Source organism: Vibrio japonicus, from assembly GCF_024582835.1.
Lineage (GTDB): Bacteria > Pseudomonadota > Gammaproteobacteria > Enterobacterales > Vibrionaceae > Vibrio > Vibrio japonicus.
Window position 1 is genome coordinate 1,797,858 of the sequence record NZ_CP102096.1, and the last position, 17,652, is coordinate 1,815,509.

The following is a 17,652-nucleotide window of genomic DNA, read 5'->3' on the forward strand; positions in this document are numbered from 1 at the left end:
TAACAATTACATTTGTAGCACATACTTGTGCACCATAATAAAACGATTAATCTTTAAGCAAGACTTTAAGCATCTATACTAATTTTACGCCAACTGGTTAGGAAAATAACGAGCAAACAGTTCAAATTACAACCATTTATGGCTAATTGTGAAAAAAAGCGACGCTTTTTTTTGACTTTAAACAAGTTAAGTCCGATTATCGGTTGCAGATTGTTACTGGATTATGTAATTTTACTACCAGTTATCTTTAATCAGAAATTAAGTTGTGGAGCAACTATAATGACTATCAAAGTAGGTATTAACGGTTTTGGCCGTATCGGTCGTTTCGTATTCCGTGCAGCGCAAGAGCGCAACGACATCGAAGTAGTAGGTATCAACGACCTTATCGATGTAGAATACATGGCATACATGCTTAAGTATGACTCAACTCACGGCCGTTTCAACGGTACTGTTGAAGTTGAAGGTGGTAACCTAATCGTTAACGGTAAGACTGTACGTGTTACTGCTGAGCGTAACCCAACAGACCTAAAATGGGATGAAATCGGTGTTGACGTTGTAGCTGAAGCAACAGGTATCTTCCTAACTGACGAAACAGCTCGCCAGCACATCACAGCTGGTGCTAAGAAAGTTGTTCTAACTGGTCCTTCAAAAGACGCTACTCCAATGTTCGTAATGGGCGTAAACCACGCTTCTTACGAAGGTCAAGACATCGTTTCTAACGCTTCTTGTACTACTAACTGTCTAGCGCCTATCGCTAAAGTTCTTAACGACAAGTTCGGTATCGAATCTGGTCTTATGACTACAGTTCACGCAACAACTGCTACTCAAAAAACAGTAGACGGCCCTTCTGCTAAAGACTGGCGCGGTGGTCGTGGTGCTTCTCAGAACATCATCCCATCTTCAACTGGTGCTGCTAAAGCTGTAGGTGTTGTTCTTCCTGAACTAAACGGCAAGCTAACTGGTATGGCTTTCCGCGTACCAACAGCTAACGTTTCTGTAGTTGACCTAACAGTTAACCTAAAAGAAGGCGCATCTTACGAAGCTATCTGTGCAGCAATGAAAGAAGCTTCTGAAGGCGAACTAAAAGGCGTTCTAGGTTACACTGAAGATGCAGTAGTTTCTCAAGACTTCATCGGTGAAGTTCAAACTTCTGTATTCGATGCTAAAGCTGGTATCGCTCTAACTGACAAATTCGTTAAAGTTGTATCTTGGTACGACAACGAAATCGGTTACTCAAACAAAGTTCTAGACCTAATCGCACACATCTCTAAGTAATTAGAAATTGAGATTAGCTCTTAACTGAGTTGAAAAGAGGCGGCTTAATAGTCGCCTTTTTTGTATCTGAAATACAGTACTCCTGTTTTTCAGCCGCTATAGAACAGGAACGATAAATATGGACTTACACTCTCTTCCCGTAGTTTCCGCCCTTTCTGACTGCGTCACCATCGTAGAAAAAGACTCCGTTAAAATTGTTCGTATCAATCACGAAAAAGCCAGTGCTGGCATTGCGCTACATGGCGGTCATGTCGTTTCATTTACACCAGCAGGTCAAGAAGACCTAATTTGGATGAGCGACACCGCTATTTTTGATGGCAAAGCAGCGCTTCGAGGTGGTATTCCCGTTTGCTGGCCTTGGTTTGGCCGTATTGCCGCACCTGCTCACGGGTTTGCGCGCAATTCTACTTGGGAACTGATTGAACACCGAGAAAACGACAATGGCGTCATCGTAGAATTGGGCCTGACCTCCAATGAGGGCATTCGCCAAATTTGGCCTCACTTATTTAAAGCGCGCTTAATCGTTGAAGTTACTGAACAACTAAAAGTAACGTTAAAAGTAGAAAACGTAGACAAACATGAGTGGACCTTCTCTGGCGCTCTTCATACTTATTTAAACCTTGGTGATATTAGGCAAGCTAAGGTGACAGGTATAGGGCCGGAATACATTGACAGCCTACAAAATGATGAAGTTATCCAAGGTGGTCAAGAGCTCGTACTGAGTGACACCATTGACCGTGTCTACACTCAACCAGAAGCAGATATCTTAGTTGAAGATCCGGTAATGAACCGTACCCTAACAGTCACCAATCAAGGCCACAATAGTGCCGTACTTTGGAACCCTTGGGCAGAAGGTGCACAGTCAATGGGTGATATGCCGAACGATGGCTATGAAACCTTCCTTTGTGTCGAGTCAACTCTTCATGCGCCGTCTATCGAGCAAGGTAAAACTCTGCAGCCCGGTGAAACTTATCAGCTAGAAACGGTCATTTCAGCTTAGACTCTGTCGACCTTATCTTGGGCAGGCAACGCTGTCTGCCCTATGTTCTCCTTATCGCTTTCCCTCATTTAGCACAATCCGTCTTATACCGTAACAATATGATTCTTTCTTTTGTTTATACGCATCTGTTATATTTTCACCTCTTCACTCCTGACAAACCAATCAATATCTAGCAAAGGTTGATGAGTTAAGGGAAGCGTTATTGCTGATAAAAATGGATTCGAAAGCATGTTCAAGTCTAAAAAGCTGTATAGCTTTCTTACCCTGTTTATCTCAGGCTTATTATTGGTCATTGTGCTCACCGCGCTCGGCACTCATCGTTACTGGTTTCAAAGCCTAGACCGACAAGTGTCTACCGAAGCCATAAACGTCAGTCAATACTTCAACAAACAGCTTGAACGTTATCAACACATTCCTGATTTATTAACCAGTCACTATCAAATACGTCAGGTGTTAAAACAAGAAACGCAAACGTACGCGTTAAGCAAAATATTATTGGGCATCCAAAAGACCAGTGGCGCGAGCGATATTTATGTACTCGATGCCGAAGGTGATGTCATAGCGTCAAGCAATTACGCATCCGCTAAGAGTTACATTGGCTCAAACTACGCCTTTCGTCCGTACTTTTATCAGGCTATGAAAGGCAACCGTTGGACAGATTACGCACTCGGGCTTCGCTCTGGTGAACGCGGTATATTCTTTTCAGCCCCGATTTACGCCGAAGACAACATCATTGGCGTCATTGCGGTCAAGGTCGATATCGACAAATTTGAGCAAGATACGGAATGGCTAGCAGGTGCCAATACTGCGAAGTTTATGGTGTTCGGCCGAGATGAAGTCGTCTTCATTTCGAACCAACCGTACTGGCGACTAAAACAGCTTCGTGAGAGCGATGACTACACTTGGCAAGAGATAAAAGCAACGCATCGATATTTAGATCTTGAGCAGCAAACACTGCCCAATACCCTTACATCCACGCCATACCTAGATAAGCAGCTCTGGACCCTCCAAGTCAAGCCTCAACACAGTGAGCAATACGTTTATGGGCGAGCGAAACTACCACGACTCGACCTGGATTTTGTCATGCTGTTACCGGTTAACGAAGCGCGTAAGAAAGTACAAGTCTCCCTCCTCCTATCGGTTGTCGGCTATACCATCTTGGTTGGCGCACTGGTATTTATTTTTCGCCGAGTCGCCGGTTATCGCCAACTTATCTTCACCCGTAACGCGCTCGAAGCGGAAGTCACTCAGCGTACCAAGCAACTAGAGGATGCACACCAAGCCTTAGTCCAATCGGCCAAACTCGCGACCATTGGTCAACTGTCCGCCAGTGTGAACCATGAAATTAATCAACCGCTGAGTGCGATGAGCACCTACCTGGTGAGTACTCGACGAATGTTGGATAAAGGCATGTTGGACGAAGCCAAGCAAAACATGTCCAACATAGATTCTCTTATCAGACGTGTCCATAAAACTGTCGCGCAGCTTAAGCAGTTCAGCCGTCCTAGTGAACATCAATTGGGTTGGTGTCAGTGGCAAACTTGTCTTAATAACGCCTTGATCGTTGTGGGGCCGAAAATAAACAGCAGTAACGTCACGCTGAATGTCGAACCTCACAACCTGCTGATTTGGGGCGACTCACTTAAGCTTGAACAAGTATTGGTTAACCTGCTGTCCAATGCGGTTGAAGCGATGAAGGGACTCGATAACAAACAGATATCCATTCGCTTTGAACAAGACAGTGAATGGGAGCTTATCACTATCTCTGATACTGGCACTGGCCTTGATTTACAAACCATAGACTCAATTTTTGAGCCTTTCTTCTCAACCAAGTCTGAAAATGGTTTGGGGCTAGGGTTAGCAATATCACGCAGCATTATTCAGTCTTTTGCCGGGGAGCTCCAAGCCGCGAATAACAACGATGGACAAGGTGCAAAATTCACATTGAGGTTAAAAAGAAAGCGACATGCAGAACACAAGTAAAGCCAAAGTCATCATTATAGATGATGAACAGATCATCCGGGATTCGCTCGCGCAACTGCTGAGTATCGAAGGTTACGAAACGGAGACGTTTGAGAGCGGAAAAGAGGCATTAACTCTCCTCAATGACACGTTTAATGGCATTGTTATTTCAGATATCAATATGTCTTGTATGCATGGACTGGAAGTCCTTAACGAGATTCAAGCTATTGATGCTGATATTCCTGCGATCATGCTGACTGGTTACGCAGACGTTCAACTCGCAGTGACCGCGTTACGAAAAGGTGCTTACGACTTTTTTGAAAAGCCAATCAATGAGCAACTGCTCGACAGTGTTACTCGTGCCGCAGAAAAACGCGCATTGATACTAGAAAATCGCCGCCTGAAGGCTTACTTGAAAACCGCTAAGTCTGGACCTCGAATTCTTGGGGATACTCCAGAAATGCAGAAAATGATGGCGCTGCTCGATGCCGTTGTCGATACACCCGCGGATGTGTTAATTCACGGTGAAACAGGAGCTGGCAAAGAAATGGTTGCGCGTTACCTGCATGAGCATAGCAGCCGCGCTAAGGCAAACTTTGTGGCAATCAACTGCGGTGCATTACCTGAAAACCTGATTGAAAGTGAATTGTTTGGTAGCCGAAAAGGGGCCTACACCGGAGCAAACGAAAATCGAATAGGCAAGCTCGAATTCGCGCAAGGTGGCACTGTTTTTTTAGATGAGATTGAGAGTATGCCGCTCGCAATGCAGGTCAAGTTACTGCGAGTGATTGAAGAGCGGACAGTCACTCCGGTAGGTAGTAACAAGGCCATTTCGCTTAATATTCGTTTTGTCGCCGCAACCAAAGTTGACTTACTTGAATTAGCAGAACAAGGACTTTTCCGTACCGATTTGTACTATCGCTTAAACTTAGTCACTGTAGGTATTCCTCCTCTCAGAGCGCGAAAGGCAGATATTCCACTTCTGTTTCGCCACTTCAGTTCTGTCGCCGCTGGGCGCTTCCACAAACCACTCCAATCCCTTACTAGCGATGAAGTCGATCAGTTAATGCGATACGACTGGCCGGGTAATGTACGCGAATTGCGGAATGTGGCTGAAAGGCAAGTGCTGCTCGGCCTGCCGGTTGAACTTAACCAAAACACCAACATCAGCATCCCAACTGACGATCTTTCACTTCAGGAGAAAGTCGCTTTTTATGAATGCGCGTTAATTGAAGAAGCGTTAAGCCAAACCTCTGGCTCGGTCAAAGATGCAATCGCTCTGTTAAAACTGCCAAGAAAAACCTTTTACGATAAAGTCGCCAAATATGGCATCGAGCGTAGCAAATTTATCAATTCATGAGTGTGGATTTGGTGACACTAAGCCGACTCTCCTTGTGTGGAAATCCGCACACTTGCGATTTTTAGAATAAAAAATATTTACATAACATCATGTTTTAAATAGATTTAATTTTATTTTCACATTCTGGCAACACTTTTGCACTGATAGAGGTCTGCTGAGAAGCAACAGCCTATCAAGAACTTCCCACCAAACTCAGTTTGGTGGTTACAAAGGATGAAAGAATGAGTGAAAATAATAAAAAAACGCCATGGATTATGTTGTGTTTAGGGCCCTTGGTCATGCTCACAACCCTATTGGTAGATCCTCCGGTTGCAGGCCTAAGCGTGGAAGCTTGGCGCACCGCTGGACTGGCTTTTTGGATGGCGAGCTGGTGGATTTCAGAAGCCGTCCCTATTCCCGCAGCATCGTTGCTGCCCCTTTTTGTCGTACCTGTCGCGGGTATCGCCAATATTAAACAAGTCGCGGCACCTTATGCACATCCACTAATATTTCTCTTTCTCGGTGGTTTCCTAATTTCTATCGCGATGGAACGTTGGAATCTACACCGTAGGATCGCATTAAAAACCATGCTTTTAGCCGGAAGTAAGCCGAGCATCCAGGTGTTAGGCATTATGCTGGTAACGGCATTCCTTTCTATGTGGATGTCTAACACAGCTACTGCAGTAATGATGCTACCAATTGCACTATCCGTGATCAAAATTGTGACTGACCGCGATCCAAACAACGATAAGTTCGGTAAAGCGATGTTGCTCTCAATCGCTTACGGTGCGAGTATCGGCGGTATTGCAACACTCATCGGTACACCACCGAACGCGTTAATGGCTGCTTACTTATCTGACAGCTACGGTATCGAAATTGGCTTCGGTCAATGGATGAAACTTGGCCTACCCCTTTCTATCATCATGCTGTTGTTTACTTGGGTATGGCTGACAAAAGTGAGCTATAAAGTAGACCAAGCTGGCCAGGTGAGCTCCAAGTCAGTATTCCGCGAACAGCTCGACCAGCTAGGAAAAATGTCTGCGGGTGAAACGAAAGTCTTGTTCATCTTCGTTTTCGCAGCCCTAGGTTGGATTTTCCGACCTTACATCGCGAAGGCAACGGGCGTCGGTCTTTCTGATACAGGCATTGCGATGGCGGCAGCGATTTTACTGTTTGCACTACCTGTAAAATCAGGCAGCAATCAGCGAGTGCTGGATTGGGAAAGCGCGAAGAATGTCCCTTGGGGTATATTAATCCTATTTGGTGGCGGTCTAGCACTGGCAGCAAAAATCAAATCTTCTGGTCTGGCGGAGTATATCGCCATGCAAATCCAAGGTGCTGATACCATCTCGTTAGTCATGGGCATTTTTGTCGTGACTGCACTGATTACCTTCCTAACCGAAATCACTAGTAATACCGCAACAGCTGCAGGTTTCCTTCCACTATTGGGGCCAGTGGCAGAGTCAATTACAGGTACACCTATGGTTTGGGTTATTCCTGCTGCAATCGCTGCAAGTTGCGCCTTTATGATGCCTGTGGCCACACCACCGAATGCCATTGTGTTCGGTTCTGGTCAACTGCAGATTAACGACATGATTCGCGCAGGCTTTTTACTCAACATCGTTGCGATTGCAATGATTACAATCCTTAGTATCACCTTACTTCCGCTCGTGTTTGGTCTATAAACGCCCAACTCTCATCGTCTACGGTGTCTAGGCTTACGCCCTCGATACCTGACGATGCGTAAAGGAAGAAACAAAAAACCAATTTTGGCAATGTGAACATCGCCAGTGTGGCAGGAGTGACCGGAGTCGCTCCTGCTGCCTTTCAAAGCTTTCCTAAACACTACGACTGAGAATTATCATTAGGATATCTCGCTTAACGGGCCATTCACCTCTAGAAACTCTGCCGTAACCTCTGTAATCTTAGCCCCGTTCCCATTATCACTAACCGAGCTTGTTATGTCGTATACCTGCCCTCTTTGTCATCAACCTCTCACTTTTGCTGAACGTACTTATCGCTGTGAAAACAACCACAGCTTCGACTTAGCAAAAGAGGGTTACGTTAACCTAATGCCAGCGCACCATAAGCGCTCAAAAGATCCAGGTGACAATACAGAAATGATGCAGGCGCGACGCCAGTTTCTGGAGAAAGGCTACTACCAACCAATGAAGCGGCGTGTCGCAGAGCTTTGTGGTCAATACTTGCAAGGTACTCAACACCAATTACTTGATATCGGCTGTGGTGAAGGCTACTACACCACCACAGTGGCGCAGCAATTAGCCGAACAACATTCTGAGGCTCAAACGTTTGGTTTGGATATTTCTAAAGTCGCCATTCGCTATGCCGCGAAGCGTTACCCGAACTGTCAATTCAGCGTCGCGTCTAGCCATCGCTTACCTTTTGCTGACGAGAGCTTGGACGGTATCTTACGCATCTATGCACCATGTAAAGCAGAAGAGCTAAAACGCGTGATTAGAGACAACGGCGTTGTGATTACAGTAACACCCGCTGGACGCCATCTGTACCAATTGCGCGAGCGTATTTATCAGGACGTGCGCTTGCATGATGAAGATCCAGAGCAAATAAATGGTTTTGTTCTCGAGCACCAAGAAAAACTATCCTACATAATGGAATTAGTTGATGGTGATGCATTTTCTCTACTTCAGATGACGCCATTTGCTTGGAAAGCTTCCGACAGCTTGCGTGAGGAATTGAGTAACTCAGCGCTGTTCAAGTGTGAAGCTGACTTTATGTTGAGAGTTTACCGCAGAGTCTAAATGATTAATTTTCATTTACATTGAGCAAAAAGTAAGCCTCTACTAATATACTCCGACTATTTTATGGAGGCTTTCAATGCGTCATATTCTCACTACATCCATATTCTCGATGATTCTCGCAGGTTGCTCTGCGACGTCTCAACAATCCGTTAGCACCTTTTACGATTATCAACTCTACTCCCCTCAAGCAACCCCAATCAATGTTCATCAACTACCAGAAAGTATCAAGTCTGCCGATGTGATACTCATCGGTGAGTGGCATACGCATTCGGGAATTCACCGCTTCCAAACTGATTTTCTGAAATCACTGAGTCAGCAGAGCAATACTATTGCCCTGTCGATGGAGCAATTCACGCGGGACAAGCAAGCTGTTGTAAACGAATATTTGTCAGGAAGAATTGGCGAACAGATGCTTATCAAAAATGGCAACGCTTGGCCAAACTATGAGAGTGACTATCGACCACTCATTGAACTGGCGAAATCCAAAAACCTCGATGTGATTGCAGCCAACGCGCCTAAACCTATTGTGAGGTGCATAGGTAAAGAGGGGATGGGATACCTTAGCAAATTAACCCCAAAAGAGCGCACCTTCATTGCCGAAAATATTGATACTTCGTCCACACCATACAAAGAGAAGTTCATGGGGTCGATGCACCATGGCACACTAGAACAATCCGAGAATCAGTACGCCGCGCAGGTAACATGGGATGAGACCATGGCGGAAAGCATCACAGAGTATTTAAAAGAGAATCCTGGGAATACTGTGCTGCATATTGCAGGAAAGTTCCACACCGAGCAGGGATTAGGAATTAAAGCTTCCATCTTAAAGCGAAATCCAAATCTTAACGTGATTGTGATTACCCCAACTCACGGCATGAACACGGATATCGGCCAGGATTTCAGACTTAGCGTGCTAGAACTACCAATTAGATACGTTCAATTGGAAAACAGGAAAGCCGCATACCAAGACCTTCGTGTTCGTAATGAAGCACTGACCTGTCGCTAAGCAAAATTCACTATGTCCACACTGTCGAAAACATTCACCACTACATTCGGCACGATTTGTGCTTTATTTATGCTTAATTGTTTTTTAAACAAATTTAATTTTTTCGCGCAAGTTTTTCTCACATTGGTCGATATATGGTCTGAGGACAGTGTAAGGAGTTCAGTATGACACCAGTAGGAATGGAGCCACTAAAGCTGACGTCTGCTCAGCAGGTAAAGCCTTCCGTAACGAAAACGGAAAACCCGCCTGCTTCTACGCCACTAAAAGTTGAACAAAATAAAGTGACTCTTTCGGATGAAGGCAAAGCTTTATTGGCTGCACTTCAAGAGATTGAAAAAAATTCAAAAGCTGAAGAAAAAGCCGACAAGAGTGTTGGAGACAAGGTTGAGTCCTTTGCTCATGGTGCTTTGGGCATCGATCACCCAGATAAAATCGAAGAAGAAGATGGTTCATACTCTGCGGGGCAATATCTGTCCGCTGCGGCAACCGTCGGTGGCATTTTACTTGCTCTTATTTAACTTTGCTTTCGACATAGCTTGCAGTAAACGCGTTCGACATTGTTTATCCCTATCGTGTTATCACGTTAGGGAGCTTGTTGGATTAACACGGACTACTGCTCTTTGGCCCCTCCTGCCGATGAAATACAACTGACATCTTATCGACATAAATCTTTAACTTTTCAATGATTAAATCCACTCGCTCTTAACTTAAGGATTTATCAATGAAGCATTTGTCAAAAACTGTAGTCGCTGCATTGGCCACTTCAACACTTTCTTTCTCTACCGTTGCTGCAGAAATCAAAAACGTCATCTTGATGATTGGCGACGGCATGGGCCCACAACAGGTAGGCTTGCTTGAAACCTACGCAAACAACGCACCGAATTCGATCTATAAAGGTAAGCACACCGCGATCAATACCTTAGCGCAAGAAGGTGTCATTGGTTCATCCTTGACTCACCCTGAAGATGCGATTGTGGTTGACTCAGCGTGTTCTGCCACCATGCTGGCAACAGGTATTTACACCGCATCAGAAGTGATTGGTATCGACTCACAAGGCAATCACGTAGAAACCGTGTTAGAACAAGCGAAGCGCCTCGGTAAAGCGACGGGCCTAGTGTCAGACACACGTTTAACCCACGCGACACCTGCGGCTTTTGCTGCCCATCAACCACACCGCTCGCTAGAAAACGATATTGCTTCTGATATGTTGGCAACTGGCGTGGATGTCATGCTATCAGGCGGTTTGCGCCACTGGATTCCTCAGTCAGCCAATGACAAAGGGGCAACATACAAAGAACTAGAAACACTAACGCAAGGCGACGTAAGCCTAAAATCTAAGCGCCAAGACGACCGCAACCTGCTGACCGAAGCGCAAAAAAGCGGCTATCAATTAGCTTTCAACCGCACCATGCTGGAAGAAACAAAAGGTGACAAAGTTCTGGGTCTATTCTCAAACTCTGGCATGAATGATGGTATCGCCTATAGCACAAGCAAAGCCGATCCGAGTCGCAGCCAGCCGTCTTTGGCAGAGATGACTGACAAGGCCATCAAAACACTGTCGAAAGACGAAGACGGTTTCTTCCTGATGGTTGAAGGCGGACAAATCGACTGGGCTGGTCACAGTAATGATGCGGGCACAATGCTGCACGAAATGATCAAGTTCGATGAAGCCGTTAACGCGGTTTACGAATGGGCGAAAGATCGCGATGATACACTAATCATTGTGACTGCCGACCACGAAACAGGATCATTCGGCTTTAGCTACTCATCCAGCAATGTTCCGAAACCTGAAAAGCGTACGGGTAAAGCGTTTGAAAAACGCGATTACGCGCCAAATTTCAACTTCGGTTCGTTTGATATTCTGGCGGGTCTATACAACCAAAAAGTCAGCTACTACGGCATGCTGGAGCAGTTTGAGCAACTGAAAGAGTCAGAGCAAACACCAGAGAAATTAGCTGAAATCATTAACAATAACAGCGCTTTCCCAATTACAGCAGAGCAAGCCGCGAACATCCTAAAGAACAAGCCGAACCCTTACCATAAGGAAGGCCACAGCTACTTAGCGCAAGAGAGTGTTCCTGCTATCGACGATTTTGACGCGTTCTACCCATACAACGATCGCACTAACCTAATCGCACGTGAGCAAGCCACCGGACAGAACATCGTGTGGGGCACAGGCACACACACGCACACACCAGTGAACGTGTTTGCTTGGGGGCCAGCAGAGAAAATCCTGCCAGTTTCTAAAATTATGCACCACTCTGAACTGGGTGAGTTCATCAAAGCACAAGTGAAGTAAGCTCTACGTCTAAGCGCCCGACCAAAGGCGTTATTGATAAGTAGTACTATTGAAAAGAGCGCCTTGCGGCGCTCTTTCTAGCTCTCTGGTGTCTCTTTCACCATATGAAGATGCACATCCTGCTGTGGGAAAGGAATTGAAATCCCTTCGCGGTCAAATCTCAATTTCACTTCTTTGGTCACATCCCAGTAAACATCCCAATAATCCTCGGTTTTTACCCAAGGGCGCACAATGAAATCCACCGACGACGTATTCAAGGTATGAACGCGAATATTCGGCTCAGGCGTGCGCAGCACACTTGGATGCGAGGTAACAATGTCCGTTAACACGCGTTCTGCTTTTAACAGATCGTCACCATAACCAATGCCAAACACCATATCGACACGTCGGACACGCTCGTGAGTGACGTTTTTGATGACATCGCCCCAAATCTTGCTGTTCGGCACAATAATGATCTGGTTATCAAAGGTTTTGATCGTGGTATTCACTAAACTCATGTGACTTACCTTGCCATCGACACCACCTGCGAAGACAAAGTCCCCGACATCAAACGGGCGATAGATCAGCAGCATCATCCCAGCAGCAAAGTTCGATAAAGTATCTTGCAACGCAAAACCGATGATCACACCGGCAATACCAAAACCGGTCAATACTGGCGTTAAGTTTAAGCCGATTTGCGACAGGCCGACCAGAATACCGATGACCCAAACCAAGTTACCCGACATGGTAATAAAGAACTCCTGCATTAGCTGAGACAACTTCAGGTTCTTTGTCACCACCGCTTTACTCACTAATTTTCGCACCAACTTCGCGATCATTTTGGTCGCCAGTAAAATGATAAATAAGACGAAGAGTTGGAAAAGGTGCTGAGGCGCGTTGTTAGCCAGCCAATCCCAAGCATTGGAAGACCAGTGAGACAATATCGACAAGACCACATCACTTTCCAGCAGATCCTGCGTAATATTGCCTGTCGTTTCAAAGATCAGGCGTTTGTACTCAGAGGTGTCAAGCTCCAACTGACCCGCGATAGAGACCAGCGAACTCAAGCTCTCAACGGCAATGTCCATGCGCTGCTTAAACACCAAATGACTCAATTGCAGTGAAGACTTTTCTGATTCCGGACTGGCCGATAGTTGCTTACCCACCACTTCGGCCTGCTGATTAAAATATTCAACCGATGCCGACATAACCCGTAAACGCTGGGAAATTTGCTCTCGAAGTTGCTTACGAGCCGCGCTTTCATCCACTTCTAATGCTTTCAGCCACTTGATGTTTTGCCAGCTAGCCGCAATTGCATTGTCAAAGTAGTGCTGTAATTCTTGGTAATCATTGATCAACCCAAGACGCTCTTCCGGCTTTGCAGCGTTGATCTTCTCGTTAATGTCTTTAATCTTATCTTCGAGGTAGCGCTGGGCGGCCAAAGAGTGCTTTTGCTGGGCTTTTACCTGTGCCACCAGCGTTGCTCTTGGGATGGAGTCACGTTGAATCGCGTTTGCCAATAAAGAACGCAATTCTTCATTCTTTTGAAATAGTTTCAGCTGAAGCGCGTCTTTTTCTGAGCCACTGGCTGTTTTGATTGTCTCAATGAGCTCGACGCTCTCTTGGTTGAGCGTATCAATCTCTAACTCGCTCTTTGACAAGGTTGGCGTGTCGGGTGGCTCTGTTGCTGACACGCTCGTCACTGCGATAGTCGTAAGTGCCAGCAAGATAACGATAATCGCGTGCGCGAACTGGTGTGGAAAGGATTTACCCATAAAGACTCCAGAATAAGAAATCCATGTTTTTTAAACAGATAGCGTTAAGTTTACACCACCTTTGGGTTTAGTTTGCTAGTTTATAGTAAGGAATGGCGCAAACAAAAACAGCCGCCATTTGGCGACTGTTGTTCAATACTAAGAACGGTTTGGGTGATTTAGGATGTGGTCTTCCCAATTTACAACGTCAATTTCGTATACGACTTTGTTACGCACACTTTCACCTGCTGCGTGCATGGCGGATTTTGATCCTGTAATGAGTGGGTGCCACTCTGGTAACGACTGACCTTCAGCTAGCAAACGATATGCGCAAGTGTGTGGCAACCAGGTAAAGTCATCAATGTCTTCACGGGTTAGCTTGGTGCATTCTTCACCAGAAGAGAAACGGTTTGGGTAGTCTTTGCACGAACACGTTTTGCTGTTTAACCAGCTACACGCCACATTGGTGTAATAAATTTCGTCCGTGTCTTCGTCCATAAGCTTATGCAAGCAACACTTTCCGCAGCCATCGCAAAGAGACTCCCATTCTTCTTCGGTCATCTGCTCTAGTTTTTTACTTTCCCAAAATGGCTTGCTCATAGGTATTACTTCGTTTTCGGACAGGGGTGCGATTTATACCGCTACGATAGAAAAAGTTCAAGGGCAAAGTTTGAGCTGATAGGTGCAAAGAATTTTGTTAATATCGCGCCCTTAATTTTTTCGTGAGGTTATTTTGATGGAATGTCGATTAGGTTGCGGCGCGTGTTGTATTGCTCCGAGCATCTCCTCCCCTATTCCTGGGATGCCTAAAGGTAAGCCTGCGGGTGTTCGATGCATTCAGCTCAATGACGACAACTTGTGTAAGCTATTTGGCAAACCTGAACGGCCAAAAGTATGCCACGATTTTAAGCCATGCCCAGTTGTGTGTGGCAAAACCAATCAAGAAGCACTCATTAACATCAGCGAGTTGGAAGACCTTACATAACGACCGTTTCAATTTATCGTCAAGTGGTTAACCGGTTCCAAAGAAAAGCCGCAGCGGTTGCTACGGCTTTGAAGAAGATACGCTTTGATTAGAGCTTTTGCCTTCCCAATAATGAGTGAGACAACGTCGTTCCATCAACCAGCTCAAGCTCACCACCAACAGGCACGCCGTGCGCGATGCGACTCGCGGAGACTTGATGCGCCTTGCATAGATCAGCAATGTAATGAGCAGTTGCTTCACCTTCTACAGTTGGGTTAGTCGCCAAAATCACTTCTTGGACATCACCACGACGTAATCGGTAATCCAACACGTCTAAGCCGATATCACTCGGGCCAATTCCGTCCAATGGCGACAAGTGTCCCATCAAAACAAAATATCGGCCTGAGAACTGTCCGGTAGCCTCTACCGCAGCGATATCCGCTGGGCTTTCTACCACACATATTTGACCATTTTCCTGACGTTTAGGATTGGTGCAAATATGACAGATTTCTTCCTCAGTAAAAGTACGGCACTCGGTGCAATGGCCTATTTCAGTCATTGCTTGGCTCAGTGCATCTGCTAGTTGCAGGCCGCCTTTTCTATCTCGCTGTAACAAATGAAAGGCCATACGCTGTGCCGACTTGGGACCAACCCCAGGCAGACAACGTAAGGCCTCCATCAATTGCTCCAGCATATGACTGGTGCGCATTAATTACCCTTGTTAATTAAAATGGCATTTTCATGCCTGGTGGTAGCTGCATACCGCCAGTGACACCTGCCATTTTCTCTTTCTGAGTTTCTTCAACGCGGCGCGCTGCATCGTTAAATGCTGCAGCAATCAAATCTTCAAGCATTTCTTTATCGTCTTCCATCAAACTTTCATCGATGTGTACACGACGAACGCTATGGCTACCAGTAATCGTCACTTTTACAAGGCCAGCACCAGACTCGCCAGTCACTTCCATATTCGCGATTTCTTCTTGAAGCTTTTGCATGCGCTCTTGCATTTGCTGGGCTTGCTTCATTAGGTTGCCCATTCCGCCTTTACCAAACATGTTCTTCTCTCTGGTTGTGAATACCTTGCCCATTAAGTATGGCTTAGATATTTAGCTTGTCGTTTCAATAATAAATGGGGGTGCGCTGTATCGCTTTCAACCCCAACGTTAAATCGGCCTCACACTATCTTTATCAAGTTGTGCGGCAAAACGTGCCTCAATAAACTGCACGTTTTTGTCATTTTCAAGGCTTGTGAAGGCTTGCTGTAACTTACCTTGGTAGAGCTTATCTCGCAGCTCAAGTGGTGTCTCACCACTATCGCCAATTTCAACACTTAAGTGACTCTCTTCACCCAAAGCTTCGTTAAGTGCTTGCAGCAATTCACTTTGTGCTCTGTCCGTATTGAGGTGAGATTGCTCCGGCCTCAATGTTAAAGCAATGGATGACCCATTTTTCTCAAAGTGAGAATTGAGTGCAAGCTGCTCTGTTAATTTTGCCGTAGAAAGCTGGCTGATCAGTTCTGCCCATTGATTTTGGGAGCGAGATTCCTCTACCAGCTTTTGCGCCATTTCCGGTGTTTTTTCATGCTCTAGCGCTTTTTTGAGCTGTGTCGGCGTTAACTCTTCACTCTTTTGCTCAACTTGCGGCAAAGTTGGCTTCCACTGATAGGGCTCATCTTTGGCCGCTTCAGGTGTCGTTATCGACTGTGAGCGTGATAATGGCGACACCTGCTCTTCTCCAGCGCGCTTTTGTGCAACACGATCGAGAACAGATTCTGACTTGGCAGATGCCGCTTTACCCTTTTTTGGCGTATTTCCCTGGTTAGGCGCTAAACCTTTACGTTGGGAACGTAATTGATGGCGAAGCCCGCTAATTGGCGATGAGCCGCGCTGTTCCGTCTGCTTTGGTTCTGGACTAGCCTGATCCATGTTATGTTGAGGCTGCTGCTCATATCGCTCAGTAGGTACGTTCTGAGGCTCATCATACATAGGCGGTACGTCATACGCAGGTGGCGCATAGTGTGGTGGTTCTGAAGCATGAGCAGGTGGTATCACCCTTTCAGGGCGTGATGGCTGCACAGGAGCTTGAACTGGAACGTTTTGTTGATTTCCAGCCAGTTTCTGCTCAGAACTCGGGGTCGGTTGTGCCATAGGCTGCTGAGTTGCAGGTTCTATAGCAGTAGAGATCGCATTGGCTGTTGGCTGAGAGGCTGGTCTAAACGCCATCATGCGTAAAACAACCATCTCTAAACCAATTCGCTCAGAAGGTGCAAGCGGTAGATCTTGACGACCTTTTAGTGCGATTTGGTAGTAGAGCTGCACATCTTGCGGGGATAACGCCTTACTGAGCAACTCGACCTTTTCTGCATCAGGCTGACCTTTATCTAACGAAGAAGGCAACGCTTGATACATCGCCATACGATGCAACTGAGCCGCGAGTTGTTGTAACAAGCCATCCCACTCCACGCCATTTTGAGCGAGCTTAGCAATGCATTCCATCGCCATTTGCGGTTGCTTCGAACTTACCGCTTCTAAAAGGTGGAGTGCTTGATCCGTATCCAGCGTACCCAGCATGTGTGCAACGCTATCCGCACCCACGTTGCCATTACCCAGCGCAATAGCTTGGTCGGTCAGGCTCAGAGCGTCACGCATACTGCCGTCCGCCGCATGAGCTATCATACCCAATGCGCGTGGTTCAGATGTGACGTTTTCTTGCTCAAGAATATGATCGAGCTGCTCATGTATGGTATCCACACTGATCGGTTTCAGGTGGAACTGCAAACAACGAGATAAAATAGTCACCGGGAGCTTTTGTGGATCCGTAGTCGCCAATAGAAACTTCACGTACTCTGGCGGCTCTTCTAACGTTTTTAGCAAAGCGTTAAAACTATGGCGCGAAAGCATGTGAACTTCATCGATTAGGTAAACCTTAAATCGACCGCGAGCCGGTTTGTACTGGACGTTATCCAGCAATTCACGGGTATCTTCAACCTTAGTACGAGACGCTGCATCTATCTCTAGTAAATCGACAAAACGACCTTCGTCAATTTCTTTACAGGTGTCGCACTGGCCACAAGGCGTCGCTGTAATACCGGTTTCACAGTTAAGACCCTTAGCAAACAGACGGCCAATCGTCGTTTTACCGACACCACGAGTACCGCTAAATAGATAAGCGTGGTGAAGTCTGTTTTGAGCTAGTGCATTTTCCAGTGCTGTTAATACGTGGCTTTGTCCTACGACTTCACTGAATTTTGTAGGACGCCATTTTCGCGCTAAGGCAAGATAACTCATGAATAAT

Annotated in this window: 15 protein-coding genes; 10 read left to right on the forward strand and 5 right to left on the reverse strand. The window is 46.0% G+C overall.

The window, feature by feature from the left end:
- The first annotated feature begins 279 nt into the window (after positions 1 to 279).
- From gap to NP165_RS08555, 9 genes are all read left to right on the forward strand, one after another.
- Positions 280 to 1,275 (forward strand): type I glyceraldehyde-3-phosphate dehydrogenase, encoded by a 996-nt coding sequence (gene gap / locus NP165_RS08515; protein WP_257083548.1) that lies wholly within the window; start codon positions 280 to 282, stop codon positions 1,273 to 1,275.
- 118 nt (positions 1,276 to 1,393) lie between these two features.
- Positions 1,394 to 2,275 (forward strand): D-hexose-6-phosphate mutarotase, encoded by an 882-nt coding sequence (locus NP165_RS08520; RefSeq protein WP_257083549.1) that lies wholly within the window; start codon positions 1,394 to 1,396, stop codon positions 2,273 to 2,275.
- A gap of 228 nt (positions 2,276 to 2,503) precedes the next feature.
- The gene (locus NP165_RS08525) at positions 2,504 to 4,258 is read left to right on the forward strand and encodes a sensor histidine kinase (protein WP_257083550.1); all 1,755 of its coding nucleotides are present in this window, start codon (positions 2,504 to 2,506) and stop codon (positions 4,256 to 4,258) included.
- Positions 4,242 to 5,597, forward strand: coding sequence for a sigma-54-dependent transcriptional regulator (locus tag NP165_RS08530; RefSeq protein WP_257083551.1), 1,356 nt, complete (start codon positions 4,242 to 4,244; stop codon positions 5,595 to 5,597). Before NP165_RS08525 ends, NP165_RS08530 begins: the two co-directional genes overlap by 17 nt.
- 221 nt (positions 5,598 to 5,818) lie before the next feature.
- Positions 5,819 to 7,261: an SLC13 family permease gene (locus NP165_RS08535; protein ID WP_257083552.1), complete on the forward strand. Its 1,443-nt coding sequence runs from the start codon at positions 5,819 to 5,821 to the stop codon at positions 7,259 to 7,261.
- A 276-nt stretch (positions 7,262 to 7,537) separates the two neighbouring features.
- Complete coding sequence (gene rlmA / locus NP165_RS08540) at positions 7,538 to 8,356, forward strand: 23S rRNA (guanine(745)-N(1))-methyltransferase (RefSeq protein WP_257083553.1); 819 nt, start codon at positions 7,538 to 7,540, stop codon at positions 8,354 to 8,356.
- Between the two features lie 76 nt (positions 8,357 to 8,432).
- Entirely contained in the window at positions 8,433 to 9,362 is a 930-nt protein-coding gene (locus NP165_RS08545) for a ChaN family lipoprotein (RefSeq protein ID WP_257083554.1), read from the forward strand.
- A gap of 164 nt (positions 9,363 to 9,526) precedes the next feature.
- Positions 9,527 to 9,880 carry a hypothetical protein gene (locus NP165_RS08550; RefSeq protein ID WP_257083555.1) on the forward strand — a complete coding sequence of 118 codons (354 nt, stop codon included), beginning with the start codon at positions 9,527 to 9,529 and terminating at the stop codon, positions 9,878 to 9,880.
- Positions 9,881 to 10,083: 203 nt separating this feature from the next.
- The gene (locus NP165_RS08555) at positions 10,084 to 11,661 is read left to right on the forward strand and encodes an alkaline phosphatase (protein ID WP_257083556.1); all 1,578 of its coding nucleotides are present in this window, start codon (positions 10,084 to 10,086) and stop codon (positions 11,659 to 11,661) included.
- Positions 11,662 to 11,738: 77 nt separating this feature from the next.
- Here the strand turns inward: NP165_RS08555 and NP165_RS08560 are convergent, their stop codons facing one another.
- Both NP165_RS08560 and NP165_RS08565 read right to left on the reverse strand, forming a co-directional pair.
- Positions 11,739 to 13,415 (reverse strand): mechanosensitive ion channel domain-containing protein, encoded by a 1,677-nt coding sequence (locus NP165_RS08560; RefSeq protein WP_257083557.1) that lies wholly within the window; start codon positions 13,413 to 13,415, stop codon positions 11,739 to 11,741.
- A 138-nt stretch (positions 13,416 to 13,553) separates the two neighbouring features.
- On the reverse strand, positions 13,554 to 13,994 hold the full coding sequence (locus NP165_RS08565; RefSeq protein WP_257083558.1) for a YcgN family cysteine cluster protein: 441 nt from the start codon (positions 13,992 to 13,994) through the stop codon (positions 13,554 to 13,556).
- 136 nt (positions 13,995 to 14,130) lie between these two features.
- Here NP165_RS08565 and NP165_RS08570 point away from each other — a divergent pair, with 136 nt between their 5' ends.
- Positions 14,131 to 14,379, forward strand: a complete 249-nt coding sequence (locus NP165_RS08570) for a YkgJ family cysteine cluster protein (RefSeq protein WP_257083559.1) — start codon at positions 14,131 to 14,133, stop codon at positions 14,377 to 14,379.
- Positions 14,380 to 14,467: 88 nt separating this feature from the next.
- Here NP165_RS08570 and recR read toward each other — a convergent pair whose 3' ends face one another.
- The 3 genes from recR to dnaX all read right to left on the reverse strand — a co-directional run bounded on the left by recR (position 14,468) and on the right by dnaX (position 17,645).
- Entirely contained in the window at positions 14,468 to 15,067 is a 600-nt protein-coding gene (gene recR / locus NP165_RS08575) for a recombination mediator RecR (RefSeq protein ID WP_257083560.1), read from the reverse strand.
- A gap of 16 nt (positions 15,068 to 15,083) precedes the next feature.
- Positions 15,084 to 15,413, reverse strand: a complete 330-nt coding sequence (locus tag NP165_RS08580) for a YbaB/EbfC family nucleoid-associated protein (protein WP_257083561.1) — start codon at positions 15,411 to 15,413, stop codon at positions 15,084 to 15,086.
- Positions 15,414 to 15,521: 108 nt separating this feature from the next.
- Positions 15,522 to 17,645: a DNA polymerase III subunit gamma/tau gene (gene dnaX / locus NP165_RS08585; protein WP_257083562.1), complete on the reverse strand. Its 2,124-nt coding sequence runs from the start codon at positions 17,643 to 17,645 to the stop codon at positions 15,522 to 15,524.
- Between the last annotated feature and the right edge of the window lie 7 nt (positions 17,646 to 17,652).

Coding starts and splice junctions, on each gene's coding strand:
- gap (WP_257083548.1), top strand. CDS start 280: ATGACTATCAAAGTAGGTATTAACGGTTTTGGCCGTATCGGTCGTTTC.
- NP165_RS08520 (WP_257083549.1), top strand. CDS start 1,394: ATGGACTTACACTCTCTTCCCGTAGTTTCCGCCCTTTCTGACTGCGTC.
- NP165_RS08525 (WP_257083550.1), top strand. CDS start 2,504: ATGTTCAAGTCTAAAAAGCTGTATAGCTTTCTTACCCTGTTTATCTCA.
- NP165_RS08530 (WP_257083551.1), top strand. CDS start 4,242: ATGCAGAACACAAGTAAAGCCAAAGTCATCATTATAGATGATGAACAG.
- NP165_RS08535 (WP_257083552.1), top strand. CDS start 5,819: ATGAGTGAAAATAATAAAAAAACGCCATGGATTATGTTGTGTTTAGGG.
- rlmA (WP_257083553.1), top strand. CDS start 7,538: ATGTCGTATACCTGCCCTCTTTGTCATCAACCTCTCACTTTTGCTGAA.
- NP165_RS08545 (WP_257083554.1), top strand. CDS start 8,433: ATGCGTCATATTCTCACTACATCCATATTCTCGATGATTCTCGCAGGT.
- NP165_RS08550 (WP_257083555.1), top strand. CDS start 9,527: ATGACACCAGTAGGAATGGAGCCACTAAAGCTGACGTCTGCTCAGCAG.
- NP165_RS08555 (WP_257083556.1), top strand. CDS start 10,084: ATGAAGCATTTGTCAAAAACTGTAGTCGCTGCATTGGCCACTTCAACA.
- NP165_RS08560 (WP_257083557.1), bottom strand. CDS start 13,415: ATGGGTAAATCCTTTCCACACCAGTTCGCGCACGCGATTATCGTTATC.
- NP165_RS08565 (WP_257083558.1), bottom strand. CDS start 13,994: ATGAGCAAGCCATTTTGGGAAAGTAAAAAACTAGAGCAGATGACCGAA.
- NP165_RS08570 (WP_257083559.1), top strand. CDS start 14,131: ATGGAATGTCGATTAGGTTGCGGCGCGTGTTGTATTGCTCCGAGCATC.
- recR (WP_257083560.1), bottom strand. CDS start 15,067: ATGCGCACCAGTCATATGCTGGAGCAATTGATGGAGGCCTTACGTTGT.
- NP165_RS08580 (WP_257083561.1), bottom strand. CDS start 15,413: ATGTTTGGTAAAGGCGGAATGGGCAACCTAATGAAGCAAGCCCAGCAA.
- dnaX (WP_257083562.1), bottom strand. CDS start 17,645: ATGAGTTATCTTGCCTTAGCGCGAAAATGGCGTCCTACAAAATTCAGT.